Origin of the sequence: Actibacterium sp. EMB200-NS6, assembly GCF_001305615.1 — a bacterium.
GTDB classification, from domain to species: Bacteria; Pseudomonadota; Alphaproteobacteria; order Rhodobacterales; family Rhodobacteraceae; genus Actibacterium_A; species Actibacterium_A naphthalenivorans.
The window spans coordinates 3,291,253-3,316,892 of the sequence record NZ_CP010869.1; the positions used below are offsets into that span (position 1 = coordinate 3,291,253).

The 25,640-nt window shown below is 65.8% G+C and carries 23 protein-coding genes; 15 read left to right on the forward strand and 8 right to left on the reverse strand.

From position 1 onward, the window contains the following. Positions 1-9 precede the first annotated feature (9 nt). Entirely contained in the window at positions 10-930 is a 921-nt protein-coding gene (locus TQ29_RS15955; protein WP_054539974.1) for an ABC transporter permease, read from the reverse strand. Further along, positions 930-1,823, reverse strand: a complete 894-nt coding sequence (locus tag TQ29_RS15960; protein ID WP_328705649.1) for an ABC transporter permease — start codon at positions 1,821-1,823, stop codon at positions 930-932. The genes TQ29_RS15955 and TQ29_RS15960 overlap by 1 nt, the downstream gene beginning before the upstream one ends. A 568-nt stretch (positions 1,824-2,391) precedes the next feature. Here TQ29_RS15960 and TQ29_RS15965 point away from each other — a divergent pair. The 5 genes from TQ29_RS15965 to TQ29_RS15985 are packed head-to-tail and all read left to right on the forward strand — an operon-like array spanning position 2,392 to position 7,764. Next, on the forward strand, positions 2,392-3,471 hold the full coding sequence (locus TQ29_RS15965; protein WP_054539975.1) for a TRAP transporter substrate-binding protein: 1,080 nt from the start codon (positions 2,392-2,394) through the stop codon (positions 3,469-3,471). Positions 3,472-3,476: 5 nt separating this feature from the next. Beyond that, positions 3,477-4,004 carry a TRAP transporter small permease subunit gene (locus tag TQ29_RS15970; protein ID WP_054539976.1) on the forward strand — a complete coding sequence of 176 codons (528 nt, stop codon included), beginning with the start codon at positions 3,477-3,479 and terminating at the stop codon, positions 4,002-4,004. A 12-nt stretch (positions 4,005-4,016) separates the two neighbouring features. Further along, positions 4,017-5,342: a TRAP transporter large permease subunit gene (locus TQ29_RS15975; protein WP_054539977.1), complete on the forward strand. Its 1,326-nt coding sequence runs from the start codon at positions 4,017-4,019 to the stop codon at positions 5,340-5,342. 3 nt (positions 5,343-5,345) lie between these two features. After that, positions 5,346-6,932, forward strand: a complete 1,587-nt coding sequence (locus TQ29_RS15980; protein WP_054539978.1) for a gamma-glutamyltransferase family protein — start codon at positions 5,346-5,348, stop codon at positions 6,930-6,932. A 4-nt stretch (positions 6,933-6,936) separates the two neighbouring features. Then, positions 6,937-7,764, forward strand: coding sequence for a sulfite exporter TauE/SafE family protein (locus TQ29_RS15985; protein ID WP_054539979.1), 828 nt, complete (start codon positions 6,937-6,939; stop codon positions 7,762-7,764). On the opposite strand, the gene TQ29_RS15990 is transcribed toward TQ29_RS15985, so the two are convergent. The 5 genes from TQ29_RS15990 to TQ29_RS16010 form a co-directional block, all read right to left on the reverse strand. Beyond that, positions 7,761-8,429: a GntR family transcriptional regulator gene (locus TQ29_RS15990; protein WP_054539980.1), complete on the reverse strand. Its 669-nt coding sequence runs from the start codon at positions 8,427-8,429 to the stop codon at positions 7,761-7,763. The two genes, TQ29_RS15985 and TQ29_RS15990, sit on opposite strands and share 4 nt — an antisense overlap. 162 nt (positions 8,430-8,591) lie before the next feature. Further along, on the reverse strand, positions 8,592-9,524 hold the full coding sequence (locus tag TQ29_RS15995; protein WP_037206260.1) for an ABC transporter permease: 933 nt from the start codon (positions 9,522-9,524) through the stop codon (positions 8,592-8,594). 1 nt (position 9,525) lies between these two features. Beyond that, on the reverse strand, positions 9,526-10,611 hold the full coding sequence (locus TQ29_RS16000) for an ABC transporter permease (protein WP_054539981.1): 1,086 nt from the start codon (positions 10,609-10,611) through the stop codon (positions 9,526-9,528). Further along, positions 10,608-12,191 carry an ABC transporter ATP-binding protein gene (locus TQ29_RS16005; protein ID WP_054539982.1) on the reverse strand — a complete coding sequence of 528 codons (1,584 nt, stop codon included), beginning with the start codon at positions 12,189-12,191 and terminating at the stop codon, positions 10,608-10,610. The genes TQ29_RS16000 and TQ29_RS16005 overlap by 4 nt, the downstream gene beginning before the upstream one ends. A gap of 58 nt (positions 12,192-12,249) precedes the next feature. Next, positions 12,250-13,284: a BMP family protein gene (locus tag TQ29_RS16010; protein WP_082386687.1), complete on the reverse strand. Its 1,035-nt coding sequence runs from the start codon at positions 13,282-13,284 to the stop codon at positions 12,250-12,252. 102 nt (positions 13,285-13,386) lie between these two features. On the opposite strand from TQ29_RS16010, the gene TQ29_RS16015 reads away from it, so the two are divergent. From TQ29_RS16015 to TQ29_RS16050, 8 genes are all read left to right on the forward strand, one after another. After that, the gene (locus TQ29_RS16015; protein WP_054539983.1) at positions 13,387-13,854 is read left to right on the forward strand and encodes a hypothetical protein; all 468 of its coding nucleotides are present in this window, start codon (positions 13,387-13,389) and stop codon (positions 13,852-13,854) included. A gap of 525 nt (positions 13,855-14,379) precedes the next feature. After that, entirely contained in the window at positions 14,380-15,873 is a 1,494-nt protein-coding gene (locus TQ29_RS16020) for a 4-hydroxyphenylacetate 3-hydroxylase N-terminal domain-containing protein (protein ID WP_207642716.1), read from the forward strand. 65 nt (positions 15,874-15,938) lie between these two features. Further along, positions 15,939-16,340 (forward strand): nuclear transport factor 2 family protein, encoded by a 402-nt coding sequence (locus TQ29_RS16025; RefSeq protein ID WP_054539984.1) that lies wholly within the window; start codon positions 15,939-15,941, stop codon positions 16,338-16,340. Next, positions 16,324-17,784: an amidase gene (locus TQ29_RS16030; RefSeq protein ID WP_207642717.1), complete on the forward strand. Its 1,461-nt coding sequence runs from the start codon at positions 16,324-16,326 to the stop codon at positions 17,782-17,784. Before TQ29_RS16025 ends, TQ29_RS16030 begins: the two co-directional genes overlap by 17 nt. After that, on the forward strand, positions 17,781-19,076 hold the full coding sequence (locus tag TQ29_RS16035) for an amidase (RefSeq protein ID WP_054539985.1): 1,296 nt from the start codon (positions 17,781-17,783) through the stop codon (positions 19,074-19,076). Before TQ29_RS16030 ends, TQ29_RS16035 begins: the two co-directional genes overlap by 4 nt. Beyond that, positions 19,073-20,179 carry an AbrB family transcriptional regulator gene (locus TQ29_RS16040; RefSeq protein ID WP_054539986.1) on the forward strand — a complete coding sequence of 369 codons (1,107 nt, stop codon included), beginning with the start codon at positions 19,073-19,075 and terminating at the stop codon, positions 20,177-20,179. Before TQ29_RS16035 ends, TQ29_RS16040 begins: the two co-directional genes overlap by 4 nt. Next, positions 20,176-20,694 carry a flavin reductase family protein gene (locus TQ29_RS16045; RefSeq protein ID WP_207642718.1) on the forward strand — a complete coding sequence of 173 codons (519 nt, stop codon included), beginning with the start codon at positions 20,176-20,178 and terminating at the stop codon, positions 20,692-20,694. The genes TQ29_RS16040 and TQ29_RS16045 overlap by 4 nt, the downstream gene beginning before the upstream one ends. Before the next feature lie 24 nt (positions 20,695-20,718). Continuing rightward, a complete protein-coding gene (locus tag TQ29_RS16050) occupies positions 20,719-21,753 on the forward strand; it encodes a hypothetical protein (RefSeq protein ID WP_054539987.1) in 1,035 nt (344 codons plus the stop codon). 64 nt (positions 21,754-21,817) lie between these two features. On the opposite strand, the gene ppaT is transcribed toward TQ29_RS16050, so the two are convergent. Further along, positions 21,818-23,002, reverse strand: a complete 1,185-nt coding sequence (gene ppaT / locus TQ29_RS16055; RefSeq protein ID WP_054539988.1) for a pyridoxamine--pyruvate transaminase — start codon at positions 23,000-23,002, stop codon at positions 21,818-21,820. A gap of 256 nt (positions 23,003-23,258) precedes the next feature. On the opposite strand from ppaT, the gene TQ29_RS16060 reads away from it, so the two are divergent. Both TQ29_RS16060 and TQ29_RS16065 read left to right on the forward strand, forming a co-directional pair. Then, a complete protein-coding gene (locus tag TQ29_RS16060) occupies positions 23,259-23,969 on the forward strand; it encodes a FadR/GntR family transcriptional regulator (RefSeq protein WP_054539989.1) in 711 nt (236 codons plus the stop codon). Beyond that, a complete protein-coding gene (locus TQ29_RS16065) occupies positions 23,941-25,521 on the forward strand; it encodes a GMC family oxidoreductase (RefSeq protein ID WP_207642719.1) in 1,581 nt (526 codons plus the stop codon). Before TQ29_RS16060 ends, TQ29_RS16065 begins: the two co-directional genes overlap by 29 nt. The last annotated feature ends 119 nt before the right edge of the window (positions 25,522-25,640 follow it).

Genomic DNA, 25,640 nt, shown 5'->3' on the forward strand with positions numbered 1-25,640 from the left:
TGTTGTTGGTTATTTGAGCTTGATCCGGGGATCGACCAGCGGCGCGATAATATCCGCCAGCAGGTTTCCGAGTACGATGAAGCAGGCCGAAATCAGCGTCACTCCCATGATGATCGGGATGTCCACGCGCTGAATCGCCTGCCAGGCCAGCTGGCCGATCCCCGGCCAGCCGAACACGCTTTCGACGACGACAATGCCGGACATGAACATCCCGATGTCGATACCGATCATCGCTATGATGGGAAGAATGGCATTGGGAACCACATGCCGCGTCACGATGCGCAGCTTGCCCAGCCCCTTGGCGCGGGCGGTGCGCACGTAATCATGCGCCAGCACGTCGATCATCGACGACCGCATCATGCGGCTGTACCAGCCCGTGCCAAGCAACCCGATGGTCAGGGCCGGCAGAACCAGATGCGCGAAGGTGCCGTAACCGCCGATCGGAAACCAGCCCAGCCGCACCGCAAACACGTAAAGCAGCAGGATGCCGACCACGAATTGCGGGGCCGAAATGGTGACGAAGGAAAACACCATCAGCGACTGGTCGATCGGTGTATTGCGCTTCAACGCGGCGACCGCGCCGATGGTCAGCCCCATCACCAGCTCGGCCACGATGGCCCCCAGCATCAGCAGCAGCGTCGCCGGCATCCGGGCCCAGATCAGGGTCGAAACCTCGGTCCGCTGCAGGTAGGAGCGCCCCAGGTCGCCCTGCAGCAGGTTGCCCAGATAGCGGCCGTATTGCACATAGAACGGCTGATCGAGGCCAAGCTGCGCGCGGATATTGGCCACCGTTTCGGCGGTGGCGCTGCGCCCCGCGATCTGGCGCGCGGGGTCCGCCGGAACGAGGTAAAGCAGCACGAAGGTCACGAGGCTGATCCCCAGCAGGATCAGCAGCGACTGCATCAGCCGGCGAAAGAGGTATCCCCACATCAGTGCCGCCCTTTCAGCCGGGGATCGAGCGTGTCGCGCAACGCATCCCCCAGCAGGTTGAACGACAGCGCCAGCAACAGGATCGCCAGGCCCGGCAGGAACACCAGCCACGGCGCCGTGGCGAAATAGGTCTGGTTCTCGAAGATGATGTTGCCCCAGGACGGCGTCGGGGGCTGAACGCCGACACCCAGATAGCTGAGCGTCGCCTCAAGCAGCACGGTCGTGGAAATGCCCAGCGTGCCGAAGACGATGATGGAATAGACCAGATGCGGCAGGATATGCCGCCCGATGATGCGCAGCGGGCCCGACCCCATGGCGCGCTGCACCTCTATGAACTCGCGCTGCGCCAGCGCGCGGGTTTCTGTATAGATGACCCGCGCCATCTGAACCCAGTTCACCATCGCGATCACCAGCGCCACGATCAGCAGCGAAGGCTTGAAGATCGCGGCCAGCACGATCGCCAGAAGCAATGCGGGAAACGCCATCATCAGATCGGTGAAGCGCATCAGGATACCGCCGATCCAGCCGCCGAAATATCCCGCCGTGATCCCGACGGCGGCGCCCACGAAAACCGCGATTCCGTTGGCAACGACGCCGATGATCAGCGAGGTCCGGGTGCCCAGAACGAGGCGGGAAAACAGATCGCGGCCCAGAAGGTCGGTGCCCAGCCAGAATTGCGCCGAGGGCGGCAGGGGCGCGCCCTCCAGGCTCAGCCCCTCGAACATCTGCGCGTTGGGATCATATGGCATGATAAGCGGCGCCGCGACGGCTGCGAAAACCATCATCAGAAGAACGCCCGCGGCAAGCAGGGCACGCGGGCGGCGGAACAGATCCTTCAGCCCCGCCGTGATGCGCGGGTTCGGGGCTTTGGCTTTGCTTGCTTTCGAAACCACGCTGTTTTTCCGTCTTTCGGGGGCGACATGTGCCGGGAGCGCAGGCCGGTTTGACCGTGAATACCGCCAGACCCTCCTGTTTGCCGCCGAACCGCGTCAAGACCTTTGCCGATGATCCGTCACGCCTAGCCCCGGCAAGCCTGCGGCGGCGTCATATTTGGCGCATTTCCCCCGGCATCGATCAAAAACAAGGCGAACCAAAATGATATTGGGTCGTGCATCTGATTCTCTCATTTTCCGGGAAAACTGCGCAGATCGCTCGATAGTCATGAATTGCAGGCGAATACGCACAATTCTACGAACACTTCGGCAAGCAGAAGTGAACGAAAGATAAAAAGGTTCAGCCCCACAGATCCCGCGCACAGAATCTCCCGCTGGCTACGCCGCTGATAGCGGAGAAATGCGCATTCATTTCGCCTATTTTGTATTCTTTATATCTTCTTATTGCTTATTTGTATACAATTTGATTACTAAGCCCTGCCACATCCCATGAAGGATTGGCTTGTTTGAGCTGTTTCTGTTCGTCGGTGAGAGAAGTCGAACTCTTACCGTCAGAAAAGGAAAACCGATGGACAGACGTAAATTTCTCGCCGTGGGGGCAACAGCAGCGGCGGCGCCGCTGGCCGCCCCGTCGATCGCCAAGGCGCAAACCACCTTCAACTGGAAGATGACCAACGCCTATGGCCCCGGCTCTCCCTTCTATGTCGAAGGCCCGGGCAGCCCGACCGACTTCTGCAAGAAGGTCACCGCCATGTCGGACGGCCGCATCAACATTCAGCATTTCGCCGCGGGCGAGCTGATCCCGGCGCTGGAGGGCTTTGACGCCGTGCGCTCGGGCGCGGTCGAGATGAACGCCGCCAACGCCTATTTCTGGGCCGGCAAACTGCCCGCTGCGCAGTATTTCACCACCGTGCCCTTCGGGCTGAACTTTCAGGGCATGAACGCGTGGCTCTATCACGCCGGCGGCATGGAGCTGTGGGACGAACTTTATGCCCCGCTGGGCCTCAAGGCGCTGCCGATGGGCAACACCGGCGTGCAGATGACCGGCTGGTTCCGCAAGCCGATCGAAAGCGTGGCCGATTTCAAGGACCTGAAGATGCGCATCCCCGGCCTGGCCGGCAAGGTTTACGCCGCGCTTGGCGTCGACGTGAAACTGCTGCCGGGCGGCGAGATCTTCCCCGCGCTGGAGCGTGGTGTGATCGACGCGGCGGAATTCGTCGGCCCCTATCAGGACCGCCGGCTGGGCCTGCAGAATGCCGCCAAATACTACTACACCACCGGCTGGCACGAGCCTTCGAACGTGACCGAGCTGCTGATCAACCAGGCCAAATGGGACAGCCTGCCCGCCGATCTGCAGGCCATCGTTCAGACCGCCGCCATGGCGTGCAACCTTGAAAGCCACACCTGGTGCGAGGCCAACAACGCCGCCGCGCTGAAGGATCTGGTGGAAAACAGCGGCGTCATCGCCAATGTCCTGCCCGACGAGGTTGTGGCCGAGCTGAAAACCGTAACCGACAAGGTGCTTGCCGAAGGCGCCGCCGCCGATCCCGCGACCAAGAAGGTTCACGATGCCTTCATGGCCTTCAAGGCCGAGCACCAAAGCTGGGCTGCGATTTCCGAAAAACCCTATCACAACCTGCCGGGCTGATCCGAATGATCCCTGTGATCGAAAAAATCGCGAACGGTGCCTCGGGCATCGTTCGCCACATCGGCCGGATCGCGGCGTGGAGCGGTCTGGCCCTTGTGCTGCTGGTCGCGTTCAACGTGCTGTCACGCTATCTGTTCTCATACGGCACCGTCGCCCTGCAAGAAGCCGAATGGCACCTGATGGCGGTCGGCGCGCTGTTCGGCATGTCCTACGGCCTGAACCAGGGGGCCGAGGTGCGGGTTGATATCCTTTATGCCAGGATGCCCGCCCGGTTGCAGGCGCTGATCAACCTGATCTCCGCCCTGCTGATGTGCGCCGTGGCGCTGATCATCACCTGGCTTTGCATCGCCTATGTTCAAAGCAGCTATTCCATCAACGAAGGCTCCCCCGATCCCGGCGGGCTGGGCCATCGCTATGTGCTGAAGGCCGCGATGCCGGTGGCCTTTGCCGTGCTCGCCATTCAGGCCGTGGCCATGACGGGCGAAAGCCTTCTGGCGCTGCTCCGCCCCCGCCCCGGAACGTCCTCCAGTTAAAGCGAACACTTGATGCCTTTCACGGAAATCCTTGCCCTGTGCATGATCGGGGCCTTCTTCATCTTTCTGCTTGCCGGCATCCCCGTAGCCGTCTGCCTGGGCGTAACGGGGCTTGTCTTCGGCTACGTCGGCTTCGGGCCGATGCTGTTCTCGCTGCTGCCCGCCCGCATCTTCGGTGTGATTACGAATTACACGCTGCTCGCCCTGCCCCTGTTCATCTTCATGGGCATCATGCTGGAAAAATCCAGGATCGCAGAAGATTTGCTGGAGGTGATCGGCCTTGCCATGGGCGGCCTGCGGGGCGGCATGGCGCTGGCCATCATCCTTGTGGGCGTGCTGATGGGCGCGGCTTCGGGCGTTGTCGGGGCGACGGTGGTCACCGTGGGGCTGATCGCGCTGGGGCCGATCATCAACCGTGGCTATGACGCGGGCGTGGCCTGCGGCGTGATCTGCGCGTCGGGCACACTGGGCCAGATCATCCCGCCCAGCCTGGTGCTGATCCTGCTGGCCGACATCATGGGCGAATCCGTGGGCACGCTGTTTGCCGCGGCGCTGTTTCCCGGCCTGCTGCTGGCGGGGCTGTTCGTGGCCTATGTGCTGCTGCTGGGCGTCATCCGCCCCGATGCCGTGCCCGCCATCCCGGCCGAGGAACGCGCGCTTTATACCGGGCGCGATCTGGCGGTGAAACTGGTCAAGGTGGTGCTGCCCCCGATCGCGCTGATCGTGCTGGTGCTCGGCTCGATCATCGGCGGCGTCGCCGCCCCGACCGAAGCCGCCTCGATGGGTGCGTTAGGCAGCATCGTTCTGGCGCTGCTGGCGGGGCGGCTGAGCTATCCGGTGCTGCGCGACGCGGTGCGGGGCGCGTTTATCACCAGCGCCATGGTGTTCCTGATCCTGATCTTCGCCCAGCCCTTCGGCCTGGCCTTCCGCGGCCTGGGCGGCGAGCGTCTGGTGCAGGATGCCTTTGCCGTGGTGCCCGGCGGGCTGAACGGGCAGATCTTCTTTCTGATGCTGCTGCTGTTCGTACTGGGCTTCTTCCTGGAGTGGATCGAGATCTCCTATATCGCGCTGCCGCTGTTCCTGCCGATCTTCATGCAATCGGGCGTGGATATGGCCTGGATCGCGATCCTTGTGGCGGTGAACCTGCAAACATCGTTCCTGACGCCCCCCTTTGGCTGGGCGCTGTTCTTCCTCAAGGGGGTCGCGCCGCCCAGCGTCAGGACGGGCGACATCTATCGCGGCGTCATTCCCTTTATCGGGCTGCAACTGGTCGGGTTGGCGCTGGTCTTTTCCTTCCCCGGCCTGGCCACCTGGCTGCCCGGCGCGATCGGCTGGTGACACATGCTTCATTCCGCACTTGGATTTAACGGCGCCATCTCGGCCCCTCACCGCGCCGCCGCCTTCGCGGGCCGCGACATACTGGAGGCCGGCGGCAGCGCGATCGAGGCGATGGTCGCCGCCGCCGCCACGATCGCGGTGACCTATCCGCATATGAACGGGATCGGCGGTGATGGCTTCTGGATCATCCACCGCCCCGGTCAGGCCCCCGTCGGCATTTCTGCCTGCGGACAGGCCGCCGCGCTGGCGACACCGCAGTGGTATGCCAAGCGCGGCCATACACAGGCCATCCCCACACGCGGCGGGCAGGCGGCGCTGACCGTGCCCGGCACCATCGGCGGCTGGGAACGCGCGCTTTCGCTCGTGCCGACAAAGCGCCGCCTTCCGCTGCGCGATCTGCTGTCGGCGGCCATCGCCTATGCCGGCGACGGCATCGCCGTGACCGGCAATCAGGCGACCTGCACCGCTGACAAACTGGACGGGCTTCGGGATGTGCCCGGCTTTGCCGAAACATTCCTGCCGGGGGGCAAGCCCCCCCGCCCCGGTGCCCGGCTGCGTCAGCCGGGGCTTTCCGCGACGCTGGGGCAGCTGGCCGAAGAGGGTCTCCAGAGCTTCTATGCAGGCGACATTGCCACCACTCATGACGCCTGGCTGTGTGAGCATGGAAGCCCTCTTCGCGCCGGTGACTTCGCGCGCTACGGCGCGGATATCGTCACCCCCCTGAACCTGAAAACCTCGCAGGGCACGCTGTTCAACATGATCCCGCCGACGCAGGGCGTGGCCTCGCTGATGATCCTGGGGCTGTTCGACCGGCTGGGCGTCGCGCATGGCGAAGGGTTCGACCATATCCACGGGCTGGTCGAGGCCACCAAGCAGGCGTTCATGCTGCGCAACGCGGGGCTTGGCGATCCGCTGAGCATGGAAGAACCCGCCACCGCCTGGTTGAAAGACAGCCGGCTGGACGAGATGGCCGCGCGGATCGACCCTCGGGCCGCCCTGCCCTGGCCACACGAGCCCAAGGCTGGCGACACGATCTGGATGGGCGCCGCCGACCGTGACGGCACCGTCGTCAGCTTTATCCAGAGCGTGTTCTGGGAGTTCGGGTCCGGCCTGACCTGCCCCGACACCGGCGTGTTCTTCCAGAACCGCGGCGCGGGTTTTTCGCTGGCGCCGGGGCCGAACCAGCTTGCCCCCGGCAAACGGCCTTTCCACACGCTGAACCCGGCGCTGGCGCAGCTGCCCGACGGGCGGGTGATGGCCTATGGCACGATGGGCGGCGAAGGCCAGCCGCAGACGCAATCGGCCGTCTTCACCCGCTACGCCCAGTTCGGCATGGACCTGCAACAGGCCGTGACCGCGCCGCGCTGGCTGCTGGGCAAGACCTGGGGCGACGACTCCACCTCGCTGAAGCTGGAAAGCCGGTTCGCGCCCGCGCTGGTCGCGCAACTGCGCGCCGCCGGGCATCAGGTGGAAATGCTGCCCGAATTCTCCGATCTTGCCGGCCATGCCGGCGCGGTCGTGCATCACCCCGACGGCCTGATCGAGGCCGCCTCCGATCCCCGCGCCGATGGCGCCGCAGTGAGTTACTGATCCCATGACAGACCTTCCGACCATGCAAATCATCCTGATCCTCGCCGGGCTCATGGCCGCCTCCGTTCTGGCGGGGATCATGGCCGGCCTGCTGGGTGTGGGTGGCGGAATCGTTCTGGTGCCGGTGCTGTTCTGGCTGCTGTCGCTTACCGATTTCCCGCCTGAGATCGCGATGCACATGGCGGTGGCAACATCGCTGGCCACGATCATCTTCACCTCGATCTCATCGGCGCGCGCGCACCACAGGCGCGGCGCGGTCGACGTGTCGCTTTTGAAACTCTGGGCGCCGGGGATCATTCTGGGCGCGCTGAGTGGCGGGCTGGCCGCGAAATACATCGAGGCGGGCGGGCTGAAGCTGGTCTTCGGTGGCATCGCCCTGCTGGTGTCGATCAACATGGCGACGCCGAAAACACTGGTGATCGGCAAGGCCCTGCCCGAAAGCCGGCTGATCAATGGCGCCATTTCCTATGTCGCGGGGCTGATTTCGGCGCTGATGGGGATCGGCGGCGGAACGCTTTCGGTACCGCTTCTGACCGGGTTCTCGGTCGATATCCGCCGCGCGGTCGGCACGGCGTCGGCATTTGGGTTCATGATCGCGGTGCCCGCGGTCGTCGGGTTCGTGATTTCGGGGCTGGGCGTGCCGGGCCGGCCGCCGTTTTCGCTGGGATATGTCAACCTGCTGGCCGCCGCCATCATCCTGCCCTTCACTGTGGGCTTCGCCCCCGTCGGCGCCGCCCTGGCGCACAGGGTGGATACAATCTGGATCAAACGCGCGTTCGCGGTGTTTCTGGGCATCACCGCGATCCGCATGCTGATGTCCTCGCTGGGCTAGGGCATCCGCGCCAGAACCTCGCGCGCGGCGCTGACCAGATGCCGCCGCAGGGCTTTTTCCGCGCGCTTGGGATCCCGGTCCAGCAGGGCGGACACAACCGCCTCGTGCTCTTCCGACGAGCGCGCCATGCGCTCTGCCTGTCGCAATTGCGACCGGCGGAACGGCGCCAGCTTGAGACGCAGGTTATTGGCCAGCTCGATCAGATCCTCGTTATGGGTGCTGGCGAAAATCCGGCCGTGAAATTCCGTATTCGCCGCCTCGTAGGCTTCGCTGTCACCATCGGCGGCCATCGTGTTCATGCGCCGGTGCAGCTCTTCCAGCTCTCCCCGCTCGCCGATGGTCATGCGCTCGGCGGCGAACCGGCCGCACAGCGCCTCGATCTCGCCCATCGCCTCGAACATCTGTTCGATCCGGTCGCGAGTGATGTCGACAACCAGCACCCCGCGATAGGGCACCCGCTCGGCCAGAGACCGCGCCACCAGCACATGCAGCGCCTCGCGGATCGGGGTGCGCGACACGCCGAAACGCTGCGTCAGCGATTGTTCGTCAAGCTTGGAGCCCGCCTTCAGACGCCCGGAAACGATCTCGTTCTCGAGCTGCGATGCAATCATCGTGCTGTGCAATTCGCGGTGCGCCGGTTTCGGCTTGGGTCTGGAAGAGGCCATGCCCGTTCATTCTTTGTTGTGCCTGCGAAGGGAAGCATAAAACGGCAAGAGGCGGTTTGAAACGCCAAAACGGGATGGTGGCACCAGGCCGCCGCGTTCAGACGGAAATTGGCGCGGAGCAAGCCGCCCCGGCGCCTGGTTCTGGCCGTTGCGACCCGGGATTCAGCGCTCGCCACGTACATAGGCCGCGCCAAGCGCGCTCGGCAGTTTCGCATTGCGCCCCGCGATCAGCAGCACCAGCATTACCGCCGCGAAGGGCAGCATCTGCACCACGTCGGTCGGTATATCCACGCCCGCCACCTGCAACGCGGTAGAGCCCGAAAGACAGGCGCCGAACAGCGCCGCCCCCAGCAGCACCCAAAGCGGCCGGCCGCGCGCGAGCATCGCCAGAACGATGCCGATGAAACCGTTGCCATGCGTCATGAACGGCACAAAGACCCCGGCCCCGGCGATCGACATGAAGGCGCCGCCCAGCCCGACCAGCGCGCCACAGCCCAGCACCGCCAGCGCGCGGATCGCCAGCACGTTCTCGCCCGCGGAATCAAGGGCGGCGGGCTTGTCGCCAGCGGCCTGGATCGCAAGGCCCAGATGCGTGCGCCGATAGAGCCAGGCGAACAGCGGCACCAACGCCAGGGCCAAATAGACCACCGGCTCACGGTCGAACAGCGCGGGGCCCACGATCGGGATATCGGCAAGGCCGGGGATGCGCCATGTCGGCACCTCGGGCAGGCGCGGATACAGGCGGCTGAACTGTACATGATGCAACAGCGCGGTTGTCCCTTCGGCCCCCAGCGTCAGGGCGATGCCGATCACAACCTGATTGAGGCCGAGGCGCACGCAAAACAGCACCATCAGCGCCGCCACAAGCAGGCCGCCAAAAGCCCCGGCCAGAAAGCCGAGGCCAATGCTCTCGGTCGCCCAGGCGACCAGAAAGCCGGCATAGGCGCCGCCCAGCATCATCCCCTCGATGCCGACGTTCAGCACACCGGCCTTTTCCGAAAGCTGCTCGCCCAGCCCCGCCAGCAGCAACGGCACACCCGCCGCCACGACGCCGGCGAGCAGCGCGATCAGGAACGTGTCTGTGAAAAGGGTCATCTCAGGCTCCTGCCCTCTGGCGGCGCCGCGCGCCCCGGTATTCGCTCAGCCCAAGCAGGATCAGCAGAATGGCCACCGTGACGAGCGTGAAGTAGTTCGGCACACCCATCCGCCGCGCCGCGCTTTCCGACCCGATCGACAGGATCGAGAACAGCGCGACGAAACCGATCGAGGCAAACCCGTTGAACCGCGCCAGAAACACCAGCGGCACCACCGACATCGCATAGGCCGGGTTCCAGTCGGCCCGGACGTTGCCATATTGGCCCAGAATGGCGACCCCGCCCGACAGCCCCGCAAAGCCCGCCGAGATCGCGAAGACGGCGATGGTCAGCCCGGGCACCGCCAGCCCGGCATGGATCGCGGCCCCCGGATTGGCCCCCACCACCCGCAGCCGCAGCCCGAAGGCGGTGCGCGTCATCACGAAATGCACCAGCAGGACGGCGGCAAGGCCGATCAGCACGCCGCTTGATATCGTGGTGCCGAACAGGCTGGGCAGGCGATCCTCGACCGGCAGAGTGCGGGTTTGCGGCACGGTGGTGGCCGGATCAAGGAACAGCAGCTTGACCAGAACGCTGGCCAGCGAGATGCCGAGGAAGTTCATCATCAGCGTGGTGATGATCTCGTTCACCCCCTGATAGGCGCGCAGAAACGCCGGGATCAGCCCCCAGATCGCGCCAAAACCCGCGGAAACAGCCATGCCGATGACCAGCGCCAACCCTGCGGGAAGATGCGGCGCCATCAGGGGCGTCGCCGCGGCGCTGAACACCGCGCCGATCAGAAATTGCGCATCACCGCCCAGATTCCAGATCCCGGCCCGGAAGGCGACGATCAGGCTGGCCGCGATCAGCAGAAGTGGCCCCATGCGCGTGAGCGTGGCCTGAACGCCCGTGGGCGAGAACAAGCCGCGACCGAAAACATAGCCGTAGTAAGAGACAGGGTTCACCTGCATCAGCAGCAGGATCACCCCCGATATCACGAAAGCCGCCAGCACCGGGCCAAGGCTTGCCACCAGCAGATCCAGAATTTCGCGCCGCCGCGCGGCAAGGGCGCGGGGCTTTTCGATTTCATCCATCGCCTCCACGCTCATTCGCCGACCCCGCTCATCAACTCGCCGATTTTCCGGCGTGCCGCGTCATCATTTGCAACGATCCCCGCCAGGTGCCCCCGATCCATCACCGCGATGCGGTGGCTCAGGTCGAGAAGCTCATCAAGCTCGGTCGAGATCAGCACCACCGCGGCCCCGGCCTCGGCGGTATCGCGAATACGCTGCCGGGTTGCGGCGATATTCGCCAGATCCAGCCCGTAGGTGGGTTTGTTGAAAATCACCGCGCGCGCCGTGCCGGTCAGTTCGCGCGCCAGCAGCACTTTCTGGATATTGCCGCCCGAAAGCTTGCCCACCGGCGTTTCGGCAGAGGGCGTGCGGATGTCGAACGCGCGGATCTTTTCGCGGGCATTCTCGGTGATCTCCGCAGGTTTTTCAAAGCCCTGAACCCAATATGGCGCCGCGCCGATTTCTTTCAGCAGCAGGTTGATGGCGACCGAAAAGCTGCCCACCGTGCCCTCGCCCAGCCGGTCGTCGGTAATATAGCGCAGCCCCTTGCCACGGCGCGCGCCGATCGAGAGACGATCGACAAAGGCGCCATCCAGCCGGATCCGCCCGTCGGAAATCGGCTCCTGGCCCGCCAACGCCTCGGCCAGTTGTTTCTGGCCATTGCCATCGATGCCCGCGATGCCGAAAACCTCGCCCGGCCAGACCTTGAATTCGATGTTGTGCAGGGGCACCGCCGCGGCCCCGGCATAGAGCGCGAGCACCTCGAGCACCGGGTCGCCCGCGCGGTCCACCGTGGCCGGATCGACCCGCGCGGCCGCCCCAGACGCCATGTCATGGGTGCCGAACATCAGTCGCACCACTTCGCCGGTGGCGGCTTGCGGATCCATTTGCCGCAGCGTTTCGGGGGCGATGCCGCCCACTTTCCTGCCCAGCCGCAGCACCGAGATACGATCGCCATATTCGACCGCTTCGTTCAGCTTGTGGGTGATGAAGACCACCGCCACGCCCTCGGAGGCCAGCCGGCGCATGAGTTGGCCCAGCCGCGCCGCGTCATGCGGCGTCAGCATCGCGGTTGCTTCGTCGAGGATCAGAAAACGCGCCCCGCGCATCAGCGCGCGCACGATCTCTGCCTGCTGGCGTTCGCCCAACGACAGATCGCCCGTCAGCGCCATCGGATCAAGGCTCACCCCGATCCGCGCCGCCATCGCCGCCATCCGGGCCGCGGTGCCCTCGCGATCCGGCCGCCGCCACCAGGCACGGCCCAGCACGGCGTTTTCCACCAGCGTCAGGCTGGGCACCAGCATCGAATGCTGGAACACCGTGCTGATGCCGATGTCCAGCGCCCCGGCGGGCGACGCGATCGGCCGTGCGTCGCCGTCGATCAGAATGCGCCCTTCGTCGGGCTGCTGCAGCCCCGACAGCATCGACACAAGCGTCGATTTGCCGGCGCCATTCTCGCCCAGCAGAACGTGCACCTCGCCGGCATGAAACTCCATGTCGATACGGTCGTTCGCGATGACGCCCGGATAGCGCTTGGTCACGCCTTCGAGCCTGACGATGGGCGCGCCACCCGAGATCGGCCGCGCGGCAGAAGGAATCGCTTGTCCGTCTGGCATGTTTCTCTCCGAAAGGATGGGCGGGCCCGAAGGCGGGGACCCGCCCGATGGGTCAGGATCAGTTTCCGCTGACCAGCGCATGCACGGAATCGGCATCGAATTTCGGAGTGACCTTCACCTCCCCCGACACGATCTGCTCGCGCACCGCCATCACCTCATCCCAGATATCATCCGGGATCTGGTCGGTTTTCAGAAGCGCGACCGAGTCGTCCTTGAGGTTGATGTCATAGTTGCGGCTGCCGTAGGCGTCGGCTTTGATATCCTCGATCATCGCCTGATAGACAGGGGTCAGGTTCCACAGCACCGAGCTGAGCAGATAGCCTTTGTCGATCGGGGTCTTGTCACCGATCACGTCGATGAATGTCACCTTGCCGCCATCACCGGCGGGCGTGGTTTCGATCGCCTGCAACATCCCGAAGGACGAGCCGTTGCCCTGACCGAAGATGATGTCGGCCCCTGCCGCGATCAGCGATTCCGTCACTCGCTTGCCGCCTGCCGCGTCGGAATAAGCCGCCGGCCCGATCACCGCGTAGCGGATCACGGCGTCGGGCCTGGTGGCTTTCACACCCTCGGCAAAGGCGGCCGATTGCGCGTTCCACGACGGCGGCTCGCCCGATGTGACGATACCCACGGTCCCCGAGCGCGTCATCTTCGCCGCCAGCACACCCGCGAGATAGGCACCTTCGTGCCCCGAGGCGGTGTAGTCGGCCACCATGCCCGCCTTGAGCGCGTCGGGGCTGTCGACAATGGCCACTTTCACACCGGCTTCCGTCCCGATCTCGGGCGCGGCGGTGTTGTAGCCGCCGGCATGGGCGATGATCAGGCCGGGCTTTTCCTCGGCCAGTTCGCGCAACGTCGGGCGCACGTCGCCGTAGCCGAGGTTTTCGGCGACGATCACTTCGACCCCCTCGGCCTCGCCCGCGGCCTTCGCGCCTTCTATGCCCTGCTGGTTCCAGCCGAAATCCGTGCCGGTCTCCGGTGTCAGGATCGCGATCGAGGTGATCTCCTCGGCGGCAACCGGCAATCCCAGCCCGGCACAGATCGCCACGACGGAGATCAGCCGGGCAAGTCGCTTGTTTGCAGTTTTCGTCATGTCTTGCTCCCGTGTTGACATTCCGCCCGGTTGGTTTTCCGTTACCGGGCTTGCAGACCCGCCCATATCCGGACGGGCCCCCTTCTTTCCGATGAGGCTGCCGTGACCGACCTTCCCCAACGTTTCGTCCTGACCCTCGCCGCGCTGGCGCTGCTGGGCGCGCCCGCGCTGCCCCCCGCACATGCCGAGGCGACCGCGCCATCACCGAAGCGCGGCACCGAGGGGCTTGTGGCCGTCCCCCTCGAGGTCACCAATGCCGGAGACCTGACCCTGAGCTGCGAGGTGAAGCTTGCGCACTGGTATTCCTTCGCACTTGGCACGGCGGCATATGGCGTGACGCTTTCGGCCACGCTCTGGTCCGATCCGTCCAGCGGCGCGGTGGTTTTGCTGAACCGGATCGGCGACCAGATGCCGGTCGAGCGGATCTGGTGCGGCGTCGAGGGGCGGAGCTGGGACACCCGCTTCGAGATGCCGCTGGCGCGCGCCGCCGGAACCGCCGAAGCGCCGCTGCGCTTTTCCTGCGTCAGCGGTGCCAAAGACGCGGCCCCGATCACCTGCAGCGCGCCCTGAAGGGCCTGCCGCCCGCCTGCCCTGCCGTGATGCCCCGAAAGGGGTTTTGTCATCGCCTGTGCTCCGGTCATGCCCGGAGCGGATGCGGCGCGCCGGCGCGACCGCATCCCCTGTCCGGGTGCTGCATGAGAAATCGGGGTCGGCCCTTTGCAACCAGCCACCCTGATCTCGACCATATCCGCCGCGACCTTTCCGCCAACAACTCTCAACCGATTTAATGGTTGAGATTGATCAAGCAGCCCGGCAAAGCAAAAGAAGCCTTCATTTTGGGCTGATATCGCGCCAATTCTTTAAAATTCTGCTATTTTCAGTGCGATATATGAATCTCTATGCCAAAAATCGAAGGCGTCAGGCGGTGAATCGCTCCGCCAAAATGGCTTTTCCACACGCAACCATTATTTTTGGTTGCAAAGATTTGGTTGGCGGCCATAGTTTGCTCTCATGACATGACCGGACCGCCTTTACCACGCCGCGCAGTTCCGGAGCGGGCCTCGGCCCACCGACAGGGAAGGTTCAAATGACGCCATGACCATGCAGCAAAAGACGACGGATGCGCCGAACCCGGCCCATCGGCTGAAGACAGGCGCCGAATTCAAGGCAACGCTTGATGATGGCCGTCAGCTTTGGCTGGGCGGGCGGAAGCTTGACAAGGTCACCGACGAGCCCGCGCTGGCGGCGGGGGTGGAGTTGATCGCCTCGATGTTCGACGATCAGTTCAAACCCGAATTCGCCGAGGCCACGACCTATGTCGAACCCACGACCGGCGAACTGGCGAGCCGCGCCTGGCAGGTGCCCCGCTCATCCGAGGAGTTGACGGACCGGCGCAAGATGATCGAATACACCAGCCTGAAAACCGCAGGCACCTTCGGACGCCCGCCGGATCTGGCGCCCGCGATCGTTGCGGGGCTGATGGCGCATGTGGATGTTTTCAAAGAAAAGAAATCCATGATCGAGGGCTGCAGCCCCGATTTCGGCGAGAATATCGAAGCCTATATGGCGTTTGGCCGCGCCAACAACCTGACCGCCTCGGAAAGTCTTGCCGGGCCGCAGACCGACCGCTCCAACCCCAAGGCCGCCGAAATGGCCTTTCTGCGGGTGAAAAAGGCGACCAAGGACGGCGTCTATGTGTCGGGCGCCAAGACGGTGGGCTCGATCGCCGCGCAGGCGAATGACATCTTCTTCACCAACCTCGGCGGGCTGACCACCACGCCACCTGAGGCCTGCGTCTGGGGGGCCGTGCCGATCAATACCGACGGGATCAAGATGATCTCGCGCGAGATGGTCTCTCAGCCCGGCGCGAGCAAGTTCGATCATCCTGTTTCGTCGCTGGGCGAGGAGGCCGACCAGTTCATCGTCTTTGACGATGTTTTCGTGCCGAAGGACAAGATCTTCAACCTCGGAGACCCGACGGGGATGTCGTGGTACGGGCCGGTCTGCGTGTTCGCGCATTGGCACGTACTGACCCGGCTTGCGGTAAAGGCGGAACTGTTCGTCGGCGCGGGGCAGCTGGTGCTGGACGTGCTGGGCACCGGCAAGATCCCGGCGGTGCAACTGATGCTGGGCGAGCTGATCGAATATGCGCAAACGCTGCGCGCCTTCATCTATGCCGCCGAGCACAAGGCCAGCATGACGGCCTCGGGCGTGATGACGCCGGATGTCTCGATGCTGACGGCCGGGCGGCTCTATTCGATCGAGAACTATCCGCGTATCATCCATATCTTGCAGGAAATCTGCGGTCAGGGTCTGGTGATGCGTTTCGGCAAAGACGCCTTCGAGAACCCGGAAATCGGCCATTACCTGAATGAACTTCTGCCCGGTCACGGCGTGACGGCGATGCAGAAGGAACTGCTGATGAACTTCATATGGGATATGACCTCGGGCGCCTTGGCCGGGCGTGTCGCACTGTTCGAGAACGTCAACGCCTCGCCCGCGCCGCGCCTGCGGGCGCGCCTGTTCGAAGAGGTCAACCGCGAAGCGTTCGTCGATCAGGTGAAGACCATCGCCGGAATGGACTGGTAGCCAGATCACTCCGGGCGCGCCGCCCGAGCGGTACGCCCGCCCCTTGATGCGAGACGATACCCGCAATGCCCGACACGCCTGTTCTGGCAGCGTTCTATGCCGCTTACAATGCGCATGATGCCCAGGCCGCCGCCGCGCTCTATACTCCTGACGGCCGCCACGAGGAAATCGCCATGGCCAAGACCCGCGCCGGCCATGCCGCGCTGGCCGAGGGGCTGGAGGGGTTTTTCCGGATGCTGCCGGATGTGCATTGGCAACCCGGCGCGGTGATCCGTTCGGCCGACTGGCTGGCGGTCAGCTACCGGATGACAGGCAGCTTCACCCCGCGCCCGAACGAGGCAGACCCCGCCCCCGCCCCGCGCGCGGTGGCGCTGGACGGGCTGCATCTCGTGCAACTGCGTGATGGTGCGATCGGATGCACGCGCGATTATTGGGACAAGGACGCGTTCCTTGCCCAGATCAGGTGAGATGATGCTGGCCGAATATCACACATTGGATGCCACCGCCCTCGCCGGGCTGATCCGCGCCGGCGAGGTCAGCGCACACGAGGTTTTCGAAACCGCGCTCGCCCGGATCGCGGCGCTGGAGCCGATGCTGAACGCCATCGTGCATCCGCATTACGACCTCGCCGAGGCGGATCTGCAGGCCGGTCTGCCCGACGGGCCGTTCACCGGTGTGCCCTTCCTGCTCAAGAACACCGGGTTTGCGGTACGGGGGATGGAACTGTCGACGGGATCGCGCCTGTTTGCCGGGGTTGTCGATCATGCCGACGGCACACTTGCCGCGCGCTATCGCAGGGCGGGCCTTGTCTTGCTGGGCAAATCGAACACGCCCGAATTCGCGCTCAGCTTCGCGACCGAGCCGCGCGAATTCGGCGCCACGCGCAACCCATGGAGCCTCGAGCACGGGCCGGGCGGGTCTTCGGGCGGATCGGCGGCGGCGGTGGCCGCGGGGCTGGTGCCCTTCGCCAACAGCTCTGACGGCGCCGGATCAACGCGCCTGCCCGCCGCGCACACCGGGCTGTTCGGCTTCAAACCCAGCCGCATGCGCAACCCGCTCGGGCCTGTCGCGGTCGAAGCGATCGCGGGCATGTCCACCCCGCACGCGCTGACACGTTCGGTGCGCGACAGTGCGGCGCTGCTGGATGCAACCGCCGGGGCCGATCAAGGCGATCCCTACGCCCAGCCGGAGCAAGAGTGCAGCTTTCTTGCCTCGGTCGCGCGCGATCCGGGTTCGCTGCGCATCGGGCTTACGCTGGACTCTCCGCTTGGCACGCCCGTCGATCCGCAGGTCCGCGCGCGGTGCCTGGAGGCTGCACGGCTGATGGAGAACCTTGGCCATGAGGTCGAAGAGGTGGCCGATGCGGGCTATGACGCGCAGGCGCTGAAAACCGCCTGGCGCGTGATTCCGGGCGTGAACGTGGCCGCGGCGGTACTGGCGCGCGGCCGGGCGCTGGGGCTTGACGATCCGGCGGCGGCGCTGGAGCCGGTGAACGAGGAATGGGTACGCGAGGGGATAGGGCTCAGCGGCATGGACTACCTTGCCGCCGTCAACCGCCTGCACCAGACCGCGCGCGACCTCGGCCGCTTTTTCGCACGGTTCGACATTTTGATGTCGCCCGCCAGCGCCGAGCTGCCTCCGAAGATCGGCGAGATGGCCAGCACCACGCCGGGTCTCAATGCCTTTTATGATCGGTTCTGGGCGCACAGCCCTTTCACCTGCGCGTTCAACGCCTCGGGCTTTCCGGCGATGAGCCTGCCCTTCGGCCTGTCCGCCCAAGGCTTGCCGGTCGGCGTACAATTCGGCGCGGCTCTGGGCGGCGACAACCTGCTGTTCGCGCTGGCCGGCCAGATCGAGCGCGCCGCCCCCTGGGCGCATCTGCGCCCCACCCTTCCGGAGCATCGCGCATGACCGATATTCTCGCCCTCGATGCGACCGATCTGATCGCGGCGGTTGGCGGCGCCCGCCTGTCGCACCGGGCGGTGGCCGAGGCTTATCTTGACCACATCGCCGCGCGCGAGGCCGGGATCGGCGCCTTTGAATTCCTCGACCCCGGGCTGGTGCTGAGCCGCGCCGCCGCGCTGGATTCCGCCGGCGCCGCCGGGCCGCTGGCCGCGTTGCCGGTGGGGGTGAAGGATGTGATCGACACTTGCGACATGCCCACGGGCTATGGCACGGCGGCCTATGCGGGCACCCGCCCGGCCTGGGACGCGCCCTGCGTGACGCAATGCAAACAGGCGGGTGCGCTGATCCTTGGCAAGACCGTCTCGACCGAATTCGCCATGGCCAGCCCTGGCAAAACGCGCAACCCCTGGAACACCGCGCATACCCCCGGCGGGTCCTCCAGCGGGTCTTGCGCGGCGGTCGCTTCGGGCATGGCGCTGATGGGGTTTGGCACGCAGACCGCAGGCTCGATCATCCGCCCGGCGTCTTATTGCGGGGTGGTGGGGTACAAGCCGAGCTTCGGCCTGCTGGAGCCCGCTGAGATCAAGGTGCTGGCGCATTCGCTGGATACGCTGGGCCTCATCACCCGTTCGGTGCGCGACGCGGCGCTGATTGCGTCGGTTCTGGCCGGACGGCCGGGGCTTGCGTTGAACGGGGTGCCGGGCACGCCCCCCCGAGTCGGCCTGTTCCGCACGCCGCCGTTCGAGGCCGCAGAGCCCGGCACGCTCTCCGCGCTCGAGCATGCGGTGGCGCGGATCAAGGCGGCGGGCGGCCGCGTTGTCGATATCGACCCGCCCGCCGATTTCATCGCGACGCATGATATTCACGCCGCGATCATGGGCTGGGAGGTTACCCGGGCGCTGGCGCACGAGCGTACGGTTCTGTGGGATCGGCTGACCCCGGTCACGCGCGCGTTTCTGGCCGAAAAGGCCCAGATCGACGCCCCCGCCTATGACGCCGCCCGCGCCGCTTTGCCCCGGATCCGGGCCGCGCTGGCCGATGCGATGGCCGATGTCGATGTGCTGCTTGCCCCCGCCGCGCCGGGCCCCGCGCCCGAGGGGCTGGGCGCGACCGGCGCGCCGGTTTTCAATACGCCCTGGACCGTTTTGCACATGCCCGCGCTGAGCCTGCCCGCGATCCTGTCAGGCGGCTTGCCGGTCGGGGTGCAGGTGATCGGGCGGGTGGGCGAAGATGCCCGCACGCTGGCCGCCGCCGCTTGGATCGAGGCGCGGCTGGATGCACCGGGGGCCGCGCCGTGACCGCACCGATCCGCTTGCACCTTATGCGCACGGATGGCTATCGCGGCGCGCGACAATGGGCCGTGCTTCTGGCCTGTGCCGCGTTGCTGGCGGCGCTTCTCGGCCTGATCCGCTTTCCGGCGGCGCCCTTGCTGGGGGCGCTGGCCGCAGGCATCGTGTTTGGTGCCAGCGGCAGCCCGCTGCGGGTGCCGCGCCCCGCGTATCTGCTGGCGCAGGGTGCGGCGGGGGTGTTCATCGCCTCTTCGATGTCGCCCGCGATCCTTGTCGATCTGATCCAGGACTGGCCGCTGCTGCTGTTGATGACCGCACTGACCCTTTGCGCCGCCTTCGCGATCGGCTGGGCGATGAACCGGCTGACCGGCATCGCCGAGGATGTCGCGGTTTATGGCAGCCTGCCCGGCATGTCCGGCGCGATGGTCGTCATCGCGACAGAGCGCGGCGCGGACGCCCGCATCGTGGCGCTGATGCAATATGTCCGCCTCGCCTCGGTGATCGTTTCGGTTGCGGTGCTGGCGAACTTCCTGCCCACCGCCGCCGATACCGCCGCGCTGGCGCGCCCCGCCACGCCCCTGTCCGCCGCCATTGCCATCGCCATCGCCGCCAGCGCGCTTTTCGCCACGCGGCTGCGGGCCCTGCCCGCGGCGGGGATGCTTGTTCCGATGATCGTGAGCGCGGTGATCGAGGCCAGCGGCTGGATGCATCTGGCCCTGCCCCAACCGATCATCATCATCACCTTCGGGGTGATCGGGCTCGAGGTCGGGCTGAAGTTCACCCCCAGCGTGCTGGGCCATGTGCTGCGGCTGATCCCGGCGGTGCTGCTTTCGACTGCGGTGCTGATCGGCGTCAGCGGCTGCTTCGGCCTGTTTCTGATGGCGGTTTCGGGCCTTGACCTGAAGACGGCCTTCCTTGCCACGGCGCCCGGAAGCATCGAAACCGTCGCCCTCGTCGCCATTTCGACCAAGGCGAATGTTGCCGCCGTGCTGGCCTTTCAGACGGTGCGGATGTTCGCGGTGGTGCTGTTCGGCCCTTTCATCGTGGATCGCCTGTTGCGCCTGCCCATCTGGCGTCGGGCCGCGCCTGCCGACACCCGGAGCGGATCATGACAATGCCGATGCTTTTTCCGCGCTCCGACGCCGCCGAGGGCCTGAAGACGGCGATGCGCCACTATGCTTCGGGGGTGACCGTGATCACCGCCGGCCGGGGCACGGCGCGGCGCGGCATTACCGCCACCGCCTTCACCTCGGTCACGATGGAGCCGCCGACTGTGCTGGCCTGCATCAATCGCCATGGCCAGACGCATGAGGCCATCGCAGAGGCCGGGCATTTCTGCGTCAATATCCTGTGCGAGGCGGCCACCGATCTGGCGGCCAGTTTCGCCGGGATGACAGGCAAGGCCGGCGCGGCGCAGTTTGACGGGTTCGAATGGATCGAAACCCGCACCGGCGCGCCGGCCTATGCGGATGCGCAGGCCAGTATCGCCTGCACCCTGGTGCAGACCACCGGCATCGGCAGCCACAGTATCTTCATCGGGCGCGTCGAAGAGATTTCGGTCAATCCCGACCGCGCGCCGCTTTTGCATTTCAACCGCGGCTTTCATCACCTTGGGGCCCGCCAGTAACCGACCTCAGACAGGAGCGAACCAATGCCGATCAGCGACGCCGACCTCGTCATCGCATGGAAGAAAGTCCTTGAGCAATGCAACCTGCGGCCTGGCGAACAGGTGGCGATCCTGACCTCGGACGACAGCAACCCGCAAATCGTGAACTGCGCGCGCATCGGGGTCACGCTTCTGGGCGGCATACTGACAATGATCAATTTGCCCGCGATCAACGGCGAGAAGGCATTGAGCCGGGACAAATCGGGCTATGTCGGGAAAACGCCACTGGCCTTCAACACGGCGGCGCTGGCCGGGCTGAAGGCCGCCGATCTGGTGATCGACACGATGCAGTTGCTGTTCTCGCCCGAGCAGGAGCAGATCCTGAAAGGCGGCACACGGATGCTGCTGGCGGTCGAGCCGCCCGAAACCATGCTGCGGATGATCCCGACGCCCGAAGCGAAGGCCAAGGTCATTGCCGCCAACAGGTTCATGGAGCCCGCGCGCGAGATGGTCGTGACCTCGAGGGCCGGAACGGATTTTCGCTGCAAGCTCGGCCAATACCCGGTGCTTCAGCAATACGGGCTGGCCGACGTGCCGGGGCGCTGGGACCATTGGCCAAGCTGCATGATCGCGCGCTGGCCCGACGAGGGCAGCGCCGAAGGCCTGATCGTGATCGATGAGGGCGACATACTGTTGCCGTTCAAACGCTACGCGACCGAGAAGGTGTTTCTGACCGTCGAAAAGGGCATCGTGACGAAAATCGAGGGCGGGGTCAGCGCCGAGTATATCCGCAGCTTCATGGAAACCTTCGACGACCCCGACGCCTATTACATGGCGCATGTCGGCTGGGGCCTGGAAAACCGCGCAAGCTGGACAACGCTGGGCCTGTATGACCGCGAAGCGGCGCTGAGCATGGACAGCCGATGCTTTGAGGGAAATTTCCTGTTTTCGACCGGCCCCAACACCGAGGCCGGCGGCGCGCGCGACACGCCCTGCCACCTCGACATCCCGCTGCGGGGCTGTTCGCTCTCGCTTGATGGTGTGGCGATGACCAGAGAGGGCAAGATCGTGCAGCCCTGATCCGTGCTGCCGCCCGTTCAGGCGAAAGGCCGCCTTCTCGATGCGGCTCTGGGATACCGGGGCCTCAGCCCCGCATCACCGCTTCGGCCGCCGCGATGCCCGCGCCGATGTCGATGTTTCGCCCTGTCAGCCCCGCCAGCGCCCCGCCAAGCGCGGTCAGCGCGATCACCGCGTAGATCGGATGCGCCGTCGGCCCCATGTGCCCGATGCGCACCAGGCGATTGAAGGTCTCGGCACGGCCCGAGGAAATGACCACACCGTAATCACGCTTCATCCGGTCGCGCAGCGCGGTCTCATCCACGCCCTCGGGCAGTTTCACCGCCGTGCAGGTCGGCGATGCGATCTCTTCGCGCGCCGCCCAAAGCGCCAGGCCCATCGCCTTCACCCCGGCGCGCGTGGCCTCTGCTGTGCGTGCATGGCGCGCCCAAACCGCCGCCGGGCCCTCTGCCAGATACAGATCCAGCGCGGCATTCAGCGCGTTGATCTCGGCCACCGAAGGTGTGAAAGGAAACGGGTTCTCGGCCCGCCAGGCCTCTTTCCAGTCAAGGATCGACAGGATCGATCCGCGCGGTACGGCGAGGTTGGCCTCCATCTTCGCCCAGGCCCTGTCAGACACCGCCAGTATCGACAGCGCGGGTGGGCAGCCAAGGCATTTGTTCGGGCCCGTCACCAGCAGATCGGCACCCGCCGCCTCGATGTCGATCGCCATTCCCGCCCACGCGGACACTGAGTCGACCACGAAAAGCGCGCCGTGATCACGCACCACCCGACCAATTTCCGCGATCGGGTTGATCGTGCCCGACGGCGTGTCATGGTGGCAAACGGCAACCACGGCGGTTTCCGGATGCGCGCCCAGAAAGGCCGCGACGGCCGCCGGGTCTATGACATCGTCGTATGGCACCCGGATTTCGTGGAAGGCCTGCGCGCGCGGCCGCAGCCATTCACCATATCCCGCTCCGTAAACCCCCGAGACGAGGTTCAGCACCGTGTCGCCGGGGGCAATCAGCGAATGGGCGGCGGCCTCCAGCCCCAGCACCGGTTCGCCCTGCAAGATCACGGGAATGGTGGAGACGCCCAGGGCCGTTTGCAACTTCAGAACGACCGTTTCATACTGCGCGAGGAAGGCCGGGTCGTAGTCGTAGAGCACCGGCTGGCCGATCGCCGAGAGCACCTCGGGGTAGCAGTTCACCGGGCCGGTCGTCAGGGTGAAAAGAGTAGGGGTGCCGGCGGTTGCGCGAGTGTCTTTCATCTGCCCTGTCCTGTGCGTGGGAATGACCGGGCGCAACCGCACCGCCGGCGTTTCGGCAAAGTCAACCATAGGCCAACCGCAACCGCAACCAATCTCTTACCATTTTCCATTTTTTGGTTGCATCAGCCTTGTGTATCTCGCAGGATCGGCAACAGGCAACGCGCCCTGACTGTTGTGCAGCGGCTTCAGGTACAGGCGCGGGAGGAGACCGGGTCGGGCAATTTTCGCCCAGACCCCGGCAGGAGGCGAGTGACGTATGACCGACGAAGACGAGACTTCCGGCCCCCGGGCGGATCGTGGGCCGGATGACATGCATGACGGCTTGCTGGCGCATCTGCGCGAGCAGTTGGCCCAAAACGCCCAGCTGCCGCCCGAGCGCACCCTGTCCGAGCGGCTTGATGTCTCGCGTCATACGCTGCGCAAGGCGCTGAAGGTCTTGCGCGCCTCGGGCGAGCTGGATCCGGCGAAAAGCGGGCGGCGCGCAGCGTCGGAAAAGGCGAGCTCCAGCGCCCGTCTCGTGCAGTCCACCAACCCGATCGAGGTGATGGAGATGCGGATGATGATCGAGCCCGCGCTGGCGCGCCTTGCCGCGTTGCGGGCCTCTCCCGACGAAATCGCGCGGATCCTGCAGACAGCGCAATCCCCCGCGGGCCAAAGCCCGAGCCAGGCCGATCAGGAGTTTCACCGCGCCGTCGCCGCCGGCTCGCGCAACAGCCTCGCGTCGGAGCTGCATATCCTGTTGCACCGGGTGCAGAACGACGCGCGGCTGCGGTTTACCGACAGCGATACCGACAGCCGCACCACCGAAGAGCGGGTGCGGATCCGCGACACCGAGCACCGTAATATCGCCGAGGCGATTGCCGCGCGCGATCCCGACCGCGCCGAAGCCGCCATGTATGACCACCTTGACCGCACCCAGCGCAAGCTGACCGGAAGGCTTGGCCAACGCCCGAACGATGCGGCGTGACGGTGGCAGGCTGACCGATATCCTCGTTCTGGGCGCCGGTTCCGCCGGCTGCATTCTGGCCGCGCGGCTCAGCGCCGATCCGGCCTGCCATGTGACCTTGGTCGAGGCGGGCACCAAAGCGACAGACCCCGATATCGCGCGCCCCGAGATGTGGCCGTTTCTTCAGGGCCGGGCCTATGACTGGGATTTCACCACCACGCCGCAGCCCGGCACTGCGGGGCGCATCCATCACTGGGCGCGGGGCAAGGCGCTTGGCGGATCGAGCAACCTGCACGCGATGTTCCACGTTCGCGGCCACCCGGCGGATTACGACGACTGGGTCGCCGCGTCAGGCTCGGCCGGCTGGAGCTATGACGCGCTGTTACCGCATTTCAGGGCGACCGAGGCCTGGTCGAGCGGCGCGGATGATCTGCATGGCGGCAGCGGGCCGATGCCGATCCTGCTGCCGGATGAGCAGACCCATCCGCTGGTGCGCGATTTCATGCGCGGCTGGGGCGCGCTTGGGATGCCGCGCTTGCGCGACCATTGCGGGCGCGAGCTGATCGGCACGGCGCCCAATGCGCTGATGATCCGTGATGGCAAGCGGGTGAGCGTGGCCGACGCATGGCTGACCCCCGAGGTGCTGGCCCGGCCGAACCTGACCGTGTTGGACGGGGCGCAGGTGCACCGCCTGCGTATCGAAGGCCGCCGCGTTGCCGGCGCCGAAGTCACGCGCGCGGGCGCATCGCTGTTGCTGGAGGCCGGGCGGGTCATCCTGTCGCTCGGCACGATAGGCAGCCCGCTTTTGCTGATGCGCTCGGGCCTGGGCGACCCGGAGCTGCTGCGCGCCGCGGGCGTTCCCTGCCGGTTTAAACGCCCCGAAATCGGCCGCAACCTGCAGGATCACCTGCTGGGCGCGGGCAATCTCTATCGCGCCCGCAAACCCGTGGCCCCCTCCCGGTTGCAGATCTCGGAATCGCTCAGCTATCAGGCGGCCGACCCCGCGCGCATCACCGGAAGGCCCGAGATCGTGGTCGGCTGTGTCGTTGCGCCAACCGCTGCCGAAGGGTTCGCCGCGCCGCCGCCGGGCGAAGGCTTCACGCTGCTGTTCGGCGTGACCAACCCGACGAGTCGCGGGCAGCTTCACATCACCGGACCCGAAATCGGCGCCCCACCGATGATCGATCCCGCTTATCTGCAAACCGAACATGACCGGCGGCTGTTCCGCGTCGCGCTGCGGCGCGCGCGCGAGATCGGGCACAGCCCGGCGCTGGCCGACTGGATCGCCGCAGAAGTGCTTCCCGGCCCCAAGGTGCAGGAGGACGCCGCGCTCGATGCGTTCATCGCACGCGCGGCGATCACCCATCATCACCCGGTTGCGACCTGCCGGATGGGCAAGGATGACGCGGCGGTGGTGGATGCCGATCTGGCGATGCGGGGGCTCGACAATCTGTGGATCGTTGACGCTTCGGTGATCCCCTCGATCACGGCGGGGCCGATCCACGCGGCGGTCATGGCGATCGCGGAGAAATTCGCGGATCGTTACATCAGGTCATCCCGCGCCGCGCGTTGACCAGCGGGTGTTGCGCACTGCCGTGGCACTTCGGGCCCGGTTGCTGCGTGGCGCAAATGAACCCGGTCCCCGCCGCACGCGTGCCGCAACGGATAAAACACGACAACACCAGTCGTAAT